Source organism: Sphaerisporangium sp. NPDC049002, assembly GCF_040649355.1.
In the GTDB taxonomy this organism is placed as follows: domain Bacteria; phylum Actinomycetota; class Actinomycetes; order Streptosporangiales; family Streptosporangiaceae; genus Sphaerisporangium.
Map to the genome: position 1 here is coordinate 1 of NZ_JBEZFH010000272.1, position 8,750 is coordinate 8,750.

The following is an 8,750-nucleotide window of genomic DNA, read 5'->3' on the forward strand; positions in this document are numbered from 1 at the left end:
GGACCGGCGTATTAGTCTGAGAGGTAGCCAGGTCGCTGTTGGACGGTCCCGGTCAACGGCAGGCGTCGGCGTAGGAGAGCGTAGCCGGCGCGATGACGCGCCGGCCGTCCTGGCAGGCGGACCTGTCCGGGTCAGCGGACGTGTCCGGGTGAACGGATCAGTCCCGGCAAGCCGATCTGTCCGGGTAAGCGGATCAGACGGTCTCGACCGGCTTGGCGGTGCGCTCCAGCTCGTAGTAGAGGCCGGCGGGCACGCGCGCGTGAAGGATGGTGCCGCCCCCGGTGTGGTCGACCGAGAGCACCTCGCCCTCCTTGTGCGCCCGCGCGACCAGGTCGCCCCTGTCGTACGGCACGAGCAGGTGCACCTCGTGGTCGAGCCTCGGAAGCTCCCGCTCGATCGTGGCGAGCAGCTCGTCGATGCCGGCCCCGGTGCGAGCGGAGACGACCACGCTGTGCCGCTCGCGCGTCGCCAGCCTGGCCAGCGCCACCGGGTCGGCGGCGTCGGCCTTGTTGACCACCACGATCTCGGGGATGTCCCTGACGCCCTCGATGTCGGCCAGGACCTCCCGTACGGCGGCGATCTGCGACTCGGGGTCGGGATGCGAGCCGTCCACGACGTGCAGGATCAGGTCGGCGTCGCCGACCTCCTCCAGCGTGGACCGGAACGCCTCCACGAGCTGGTGCGGCAGGTGCCGTACGAACCCGACGGTGTCGGCGAGAGTGAACAGCCTGCCGTCGTTCGTGCGGGACTGCCGCACGGTCGGGTCGAGCGTGGCGAACAGCGCGTCCTCCACCAGGACCCCCGCCCCGGTGAGCCGGTTGAGCAGCGAGGACTTGCCGGCGTTGGTGTAGCCGGCGATCGCCACCGACGGCACCTCGCGCCGCGTCCTTCGCGACCGCATGGTCTCGCGGGCGACGGACATGCCGCCGATCTGCCTGCGCAGCTTGGCCATGCGCTCGCGGATGCGGCGCCGGTCGAGCTCGATCTTCGTCTCACCGGGGCCGCGGCCTCCGATGCCCACGCCGCCGGCGGCCCGGCCGCCGACCTGGCGGGAGAGGTTCCCACCCCAGCCGCGCAGCCGTGGCAGCAGGTAGCTGAGCTGGGCCAGCTCGACCTGGGCCTTGCCCTCGCGGCTCTTGGCGTGCTGGGCGAAGATGTCGAGGATGAGGGCCGTGCGGTCGATGACCTTGACCTTCACGACCTCCTCAAGCTGGCGAAGCTGGCCGGGGGTCAGCTCCCCGTCGCAGATCACGGTGTCGGCGCCGGTGGAGACCACGATGTCCCGCAGTTCCACAGCCTTGCCCGAACCGATGTAGGTGGCGGTGTCGGGACGCTGGCGGCGCTGGATGAGGCCCTCCAGGACCTCCGATCCGGCGGTCTCGGCGAGGAGCTTGAGCTCCTGAAGGGAGTTCTCCGCGTCGGTGACAGTGCCGCCGGTCCAGACCCCGACGAGGACCACCCGCTCCAGGCGGAGCTGCCGGTATTCGACCTCGGTGATGTCCTGGAGCTCTGTCGACAGCCCCGCGACCCGCCGGAGCGCCTGCCGCTCTTCGAGGTCGTAGTCGCCCGTGGCGTGATCTTCGTGGGACTCGTTGTACATATAAGTCTTCTCTGTGGCTATGGTGGCGCTCCTTGGCGCTCGTGGGCTCACCGCTTCGCACAGTTCAACACGGAGACCCCGTCGATGTCTTCCCCACGATGGTGCCACGACGACCATCCGGATTCACCTTGTTATCGCTCCGGGTCGCGCGCCTCAGATCTTGAGGACCTGGGCGTCGCCCGAACCGGTCCTCACGAAGATCTTCCGCGGGGAGGAGTCGTCGCTGGTGACGTCGACCTTCCGTTCACCCGAGCCCGTCCGCGTGGTCACGTGGTAGGCCCCCTGGGGCACGCGCACGATGCCCGTACCCGACCCGGTGCTCACGTGGACGTCGTCGGGGACGCCGGTGTAGCGCAGTTCGACGTCGCCCGAGCCGGTCTGCGCGACGGCCTTCTTGCCGGCCAGGCCGTTGGCGTCGATCGCGCCCGAGCCGGTCTTGGCGTCGACCTCTCCCGACAGGGTTCGCAGGGTGATGTCGCCCGAGCCCGCGTCCAGCTTGATCGCAAGGCCGCGGGGGACCTCGACCTCGTAGTCGACCCCGCATCCCCAGTCGGCTTCGCCGCACTTGTAGTCCAGCGTGAGGACGTCGTCCGAGACCGGGTGCCGTGTGGTGGGCTTGCCGGACTTCCAGTGCAGCGTCTCGGTCACGTGGACCCCGGGGCGGTCCGATCCGTTCACCACGATGTCTCCCGAGCCGCTCCGCACGCGGAGGATCGCCACCTTGCCGTCGAGGTCGTAGGACTTGGTCTCCTCCTTCGTGGGGGCGCCGATGTTCTGCAGGCCGCAGCCGGTCAGCAGGAGCGCCGAGCCGAGCACGGCTCCGGCGGCGACCACGCTTCTCCCTCTCCTGTCACCGGATCTTCCGAACCGGGCCATCCCCTTGCCATGAGGTACGGCCCGGCTTGAGGAGCCGGTCTCCGGGGAGGTAACGGCGGGGGGCGTCTGCTTCGTCATGGTCCAAGATTGCTCGCCGGCCGGGCTGGCGCCCATCAGGGAAGGCCCCGAGACGACCCTTGGGGATCCCTCAGTGGCACCGGACGTTGACCCCTGACTTGGGCATCGAGTAGCGTCGATTCCATAATTCAGAAGTATTTTTCCGCATAGTGGAAAAGAACGATGGAAAGGATGGCCATGGACGGCGTTGAGGTAACCGGTCCGCTGCTAGACCGTTTCGACGAGATCCTCACCCCCGAGGCCCTGAGCTTCGTGGCCACCCTGCAGCGGGAGTTCGACGACCGCCGGCTGGAGCTGCTCGACGCCCGGCAGGCCCGCCAGGCCGAGCTGTCCGCGGGCGGCACCCTCGACTTCCTTCCGGAGACCAAGGCCGTCCGCGAGGACGACTCGTGGCGGGTGGCCGAGCCCGCCCCCGGCCTGGTGGACCGCCGGGTCGAGATCACCGGCCCGGTCGACAGGAAGATGACCATCAACGCCCTCAACTCGGGGGCCAAGGTCTGGCTCGCCGACTTCGAGGACGCCAACTCCCCGCTCTGGGAGAACGTGGTCAACGGGCAGCTCAACCTGCGTGACGCGCTCGACCGCACGATCGACTTCGAGTCGGGCGGCAAGCGGTACGCGCTCAGGCCCGACGACGAGCTCGCGACCATCGTGGTCCGCCCCCGGGGCTGGCACCTGACCGAGAAGCACCTGGTCGTCGACGGCAGGCCGGTCTCCGCCTCGATCTTCGACTTCGCCCTTTACTTGTTCCACAGCGGGCAGCGGCAGATCGACAAGGGCCGGGGGCCGTACTTCTACCTGCCCAAGATGGAGTCGCACCTGGAGGCCCGTCTCTGGAACGACGTGTTCACCCGCGCGCAGGAGCTGCTCGGCATCCCCTACGGCACGATCAGGGCCACCGTCCTCATCGAGACCTACCCGGCCGCGTTCGAGATGGAGGAGATCCTCTACGAGCTGCGCGACCACTCGGCGGGGCTCAACGCCGGCCGCTGGGACTACCTCTTCAGCGTCATCAAGAAGTTCCGCACGCGGGGCCGGGAGTTCCTGCTCCCCGAGCGCAACGCCGTGACGATGACCGCCCCCTTCATGCGGGCCTACACCGAGCTGCTCGTGCGCAGCTGTCACCGGCGCGGCGCCCACGCGATCGGGGGCATGGCGGCGTTCATCCCCTCCCGCCGCGACCCCGAGGTCAACAAGGTCGCCCTGGAAAAGGTGCGGGCCGACAAGACCCGCGAGTCGGGCGACGGGTTCGACGGCTCGTGGGTGGCGCATCCCGACCTGGTGCCGATCTGCCGGGAGGTGTTCGACTCCGTCCTCGGCGACAGGCCGAACCAGCTCGACCGGCTCCGTGAGGACGTCTCGGTCTCGGCCGGCGACCTGCTCGCGGTGTCCAAGACGCCGGGCGGCATCACCGAGGCGGGCCTGCGCAACAACGTGGACGTGGCCCTGCGCTACCTGGCCGCCTGGATGGGCGGGAGCGGCGCCGTCGGCATCCACAACCTCATGGAGGACGCCGCCACGGCCGAGATCTCGCGCTCGCAGATCTGGCAGTGGATCCACAACGACATCGAGCTGGCCGACACCGGCGAGGTGGTGACCAGGGAGCTGGTGGAGCGGGTCATCTCCGAGGAGCTCGACAAGATCCGCGAGGAGCCCGGCCACGACGCGTCGCTGTACGGGCAGGCCGCGGAGCTGTTCAAGGAGGTCGCGCTCGACGACGACTTCGCCGACTTCCTCACCGTCCCGGCCTACGCACGCATGCCATGACCCCGGCCCTGGCCGAGCTGTCCGGCCACTTCGCGTCGATCCTCGGTCCCGCCGCGGTGATCACCGATCCGGTGCGGCTGCGCACGTACGAGTGCGACGGGCTGACCTACCATCGCGCGACGCCGGCCATCGTGGTTCTGCCGGAGACGACCGAGCAGGTGGCGGCGGTGGTCAGGGCATGCGACCGTACCGGCACGCCGTTCGTCGCGCGGGGCTCGGGCACCGGCCTGTCCGGCGGTGCCCTCCCGCGCAGCGACGGCGTGCTGATCGTCACCTCGCGCATGCGCCGGATCCTCGCGATCGACATCGAGAACCGGCGGGCCGTCGTGGAGCCTGGGGTGACCAACCTGGCGATCACGGAGGCCGCGCGCCCGTACGGCTACTACTACGCGCCCGATCCGTCGAGCCAGCAGGTCTGCTCGATCGGCGGCAACGTCGCCGAGAACTCCGGCGGGGCGCACTGCCTGAAGTACGGCTTCACGGTCAACCACGTGCTCGCGATCGAGCTGGTCACCCCCGACGGCGAGATCGTCGAGCTCGACGCCATGGACCCGGGGTACGACCTGCTCGGCGCCTTCATCGGCTCGGAGGGCACCCTCGGCATCGCCACCAAGATCACCGTACGGCTGTCGCGCGCACCCGAAGCGGTGACCACGCTGCTCGCGGCGTTCACCGACGTCGAGTCCGGCGGGCAGGCGGTGTCGGCGATCATCGGCGCGGGCATCGTCCCGGCGGCGATCGAGATGATGGACGCGCTGGCCATCGAGGCCGCCGAGGCGGCGGTGCGCTGCGGCTACCCGGCCGGGGCGGGGGCCGTGCTGATCGTGGAGCTGGACGGGCCGGGCGCGGAGGTCGCCCACCAGTTCGCGCGGGTCGACCGCATCTGCCGGGAGAGCGGGGCCTTCGAGCTGCGGGTCGCCGACGACCCGGCCGAACGGGCGGCGATCTGGAAGGGACGCAGGTCGGCGTTCGCGGCGGTCGGCCGCATCAGCCCCGCCTACCTGGTGCAGGACGGGGTCGTGCCGAGGACGGCCCTGCCGGGCGTCCTCGCGGGCATCGAGGAGCTGTCCGCCCGGTACGGCATCCGCGTGGCCAACGTCTTCCACGCAGGGGACGGCAACCTGCACCCCCTCGTGCTGTTCGACGACGCCGAGGAGGGGGCGGGAGAGCGCGCCGAGCGGGTGTCCAGCGAGATTCTCGACCTGTGCATCTCGCACGGCGGGTCGATCACCGGGGAACATGGGGTCGGAGTCGACAAGTCTCGCTATATGCCGAAAATGTTCACGCCGGAGGATCTGGACACCATGCAGCTCGTGCGGTGCGCCTTCGACCCCAAGGGCCTGTCCAACCCCGGCAAGATCTTCCCCACGCCCCGGCTGTGCGGCGAGGCCCCCGGGGTGCGCAAGGGCGTGCATCCCCTCGTGGCCTCCGGAGAGGCGGAACTGTTCTGATGCCCGCTCCCCCTTCCCCGTCCCGGCCCCGCCGTCGAGCGGCGTCTCCGGGAGAGTGCTTCAATGAGCGCCGGTGACGCCCTCGCGGCCGGCGGTGTGACGATCCGGGAGGCCGGACCTGACGACGAGGTCGCCGGGATCGCGCCCCGCTGGGTCGCGCTGCCCGAGTCGACCGAGGAGGTCGCCGCCGTGATGCGGGTCGCGGCCGAGCACGATCTCGCCGTGGTGCCGGTCGGCGGCGGCACCAAGCTGCACTGGGGCCCCGCGCCCGAACGCTGCGACCTGCTGGTGGACACCTGCTGCCTGAACCAGGTCCTGGAGCACGTCGCCGGTGATCTGGTCGTACGGGTGCAGGCCGGGGTGACGGCCGAGGCGCTCGCCGAAGCCCTCGCCGGCGCCGGGCAGCAGCTCGCCCTGGACATCCCGGTCGAGGGGGCGACCATCGGCGGCACGCTCGCCACCGCCACCGCCGGTCCCCGCCGCCTGCGGTACGGCACGGCGCGCGACCTGCTCATCGGGATCACGGTCGTGCTCGCCGACGGCACGATCGCCCATTCGGGCGGCAAGGTCGTCAAGAACGTCGCGGGCTACGACCTCGGCAAGCTGTTCACCGGCTCCCAGGGCACGCTCGGTGTGATCACGGAGGCGACCTTCCGCCTCCACCCGCTGCCGGCCTCCCGTGCCTGGGTCACCGCGACCGTCCAGGATCCGCGAGACCTGCCCGGCCTCACCGCCATCGCGGGCTCGCAGCTCGAACCGAGCGCGCTGGAGATCGACTGGCCGGGCGTCCACGCTCCCGTGACGGTCGCGGCGCTCGTCGAGGGCGTGGCGGCCGAGGAGCGGGCGAAGGCCGCCGGCGAGCTCATGGGACCGTCCGCGCTGATCGCCTCCGAGCCCCCGGTCTGGTGGGGGCTCCTGCCCGGCGAGGAGTTCCTGCTGGAGCTGCGTGTCCCGCCCGGCGCGGCCGTACGGGCGCTGGCCGCCGTGACGCGCGCGGCCGAGGAGGCCGGGGACGTCCCCGTCCTGGTCCGGGGGGCGGTCGCCTCGTCCGTACTGCACCTGGCGCTCCCGCCGGACACCACCGCACCGGCCGCCGAGATCTTCGTGACGTCCCTGCGTTCCGGCGTGGCCGCGGACGGCGGGAGACTGGTGGTGTGGACCGCGCCCCCGGAGGTCGCGTCACGGCTCGACCGCTGGGGGCCCACCGGGGCGGTCACGCTGATGCGGCGGGTGAAGGAGCGCTTCGACCCCGAGGGGCGCATGTCACCCGGACGGCTCATCGGCGGCCCGCCGCCGGCCGCGAGCCACGGCGCGTGAGGAGCGAACGGCCATGGACCCCGAGCTGATCAAGGACTGCGTACACTGCGGCTTCTGCCTGCCCGCCTGCCCCACCTACGTCCTGTGGGGCGAGGAGATGGACTCCCCCCGCGGGCGGATCCACCTGATGAAGCAGCACGTCGAGGGCACCCCGCTGACCCCCGAGATGGCCGGTCACTTCGACGCCTGCCTGGGCTGCATGGCCTGCGTCACCGCGTGCCCCTCGGGCGTGCGCTACGACCTGCTGATCGAGTCGACGCGGGCCGAGGTCGAGCGGGTCCACCGGCGCCCGAAGGCCGACCGCGCCTTCCGCGCCCTGGTGTTCGGGCTGTTCCCCTACCCTCGGCGGCTGCGGGCGCTCCGCCTGCCGCTCCGGATAGGTGAGCGGCTCACGCCGCGCGTGCGTCCCCTGCTCGAACGGCTCGATCCGCGTCTCGCCGCCATGGCCGAGCTGGCTCCCCCGGTCCCCCGCCGGGTACGCCTCCCGCACCGGGTACGGGCGCGGGGCGAGCGGCGGGCGGTCGTCGGGATGCTGACCGGATGCGTGCAAGGGGAGTTCTTCCCCAAGGTCAACGCGGCCACGGCCCGCGTGCTGGCGATGGAGGGGTGCGACGTGGTCATCCCTCCGGGGCAGGGCTGCTGTGGCGCGCTTTCCGTGCATTCGGGGCGTAAGGACGAGGCGGTGCGGTTCGCCCGCAGGACGATCGCGACGTTCGAGCGCGCGGGCGTGGACACGGTGGTCGTCAACGCGGCCGGATGCGGGTCGAGCACCAAGGAGTACGCCGAACTGCTCGCCGGTGACCCCGCCTGGGAGGCCAGGGCGCGGGCACTCCGCTTCGTTGACTTCGCGGAGTTCCTGGCCGAGCTGGGACCCTCGGCCGAGCGCCATCCGCTGCCGATCACGGTCGCCTACCATGACGCGTGCCATCTGGCCCACGCGCAGGGCATCCGCTCCGAGCCCCGTGCCCTGCTGGCGAGCGTGCCCGGCCTGCGGCTCAGGGAGGTCCCGGACGCGTCGATGTGCTGCGGCTCCGCGGGCACGTACAACCTGTTCCAGCCGGAGGCCGCCCGCGACCTCGGCGACCGCAAGGCCGAGCAGGTGCTGAGCGTCGGAGCGGACCTGCTGGTCTCCGCCAATCCCGGGTGCACGATGCAGATCGCCTCGGCCGCGCGAAGGCGGGGCGAGGACATCCGTGTCGCCCACACCGCCGAGGTCCTCGACGCCTCCCTGCGCGGCCTCTCCCCCGCCTCCATCGGACGTTCACCGCACCGCGCAGGCGCCTCGGCCGCCGGGGAGCGGGCCCGATGAGCGGACCGGATGAGCACGGTCCAGAGCGTCGCCGGGGAGCGGGCCCGATGAGCACGGTGCAGAGCGTCGACCGGGCGCTGGACGTGCTGGAGGCGCTGGCCGACCAGGGTGGCGAGGCGGGCCTGTCCGAGATCGCCGCCCGCACGGGCCTGCCGTACGGCACGATCCACCGGCTGCTGCGCTCGCTGCTGGCCCGGGGGTACGTCCGGCAGGAGTCCGACCGCCGCTACGCCCTGGGCAGTGCCCTGGTGCGGCGCGGGGGGGGCGGGGCGCGGGGCGGGGGGGGGGGGGGGGAGGCGGCCCGGGGCGCGAGGGGCGCGCTGTCGGGCGGGACCGGGGCCCGCCCCCGCCG

General features: G+C 71.7%; 7 protein-coding genes. 5 read left to right on the top strand and 2 right to left on the bottom strand.

Annotated features, from left to right (window positions below; translation table 11 throughout):
* Nucleotides 1–193: 193 nt before the first annotated feature.
* Together hflX and AB0B89_RS32815 are read right to left on the bottom strand one after the other, a co-directional pair.
* Nucleotides 194–1,600: a GTPase HflX gene (hflX, locus tag AB0B89_RS32810; protein ID WP_358560539.1), complete on the bottom strand. Its 1,407-nt coding sequence runs from the start codon at nucleotides 1,598–1,600 to the stop codon at nucleotides 194–196.
* Between the two features lie 153 nt (nucleotides 1,601–1,753).
* Nucleotides 1,754–2,434 (bottom strand): DUF4097 family beta strand repeat-containing protein, encoded by a 681-nt coding sequence (locus tag AB0B89_RS32815; RefSeq protein ID WP_358560541.1) that lies wholly within the window; start codon nucleotides 2,432–2,434, stop codon nucleotides 1,754–1,756.
* 297 nt (nucleotides 2,435–2,731) lie between these two features.
* Here AB0B89_RS32815 and aceB point away from each other — a divergent pair, with 297 nt between their 5' ends.
* The 5 genes from aceB to AB0B89_RS32840 form a co-directional block, all read left to right on the top strand.
* Nucleotides 2,732–4,321: a malate synthase A gene (aceB, locus tag AB0B89_RS32820; protein ID WP_358560543.1), complete on the top strand. Its 1,590-nt coding sequence runs from the start codon at nucleotides 2,732–2,734 to the stop codon at nucleotides 4,319–4,321.
* On the top strand, nucleotides 4,318–5,772 hold the full coding sequence (locus AB0B89_RS32825) for an FAD-linked oxidase C-terminal domain-containing protein (protein WP_358560545.1): 1,455 nt from the start codon (nucleotides 4,318–4,320) through the stop codon (nucleotides 5,770–5,772). The genes aceB and AB0B89_RS32825 overlap by 4 nt, the downstream gene beginning before the upstream one ends.
* A 63-nt stretch (nucleotides 5,773–5,835) precedes the next feature.
* Nucleotides 5,836–7,089: an FAD-binding oxidoreductase gene (locus AB0B89_RS32830; RefSeq protein WP_358560547.1), complete on the top strand. Its 1,254-nt coding sequence runs from the start codon at nucleotides 5,836–5,838 to the stop codon at nucleotides 7,087–7,089.
* A 13-nt stretch (nucleotides 7,090–7,102) separates the two neighbouring features.
* On the top strand, nucleotides 7,103–8,398 hold the full coding sequence (locus tag AB0B89_RS32835) for a heterodisulfide reductase-related iron-sulfur binding cluster (RefSeq protein ID WP_358560549.1): 1,296 nt from the start codon (nucleotides 7,103–7,105) through the stop codon (nucleotides 8,396–8,398).
* Nucleotides 8,399–8,445: 47 nt separating this feature from the next.
* The coding region (locus AB0B89_RS32840) for a helix-turn-helix domain-containing protein (protein ID WP_358560551.1) at nucleotides 8,446–8,750 on the top strand (305 nt) is incomplete at its 3' end.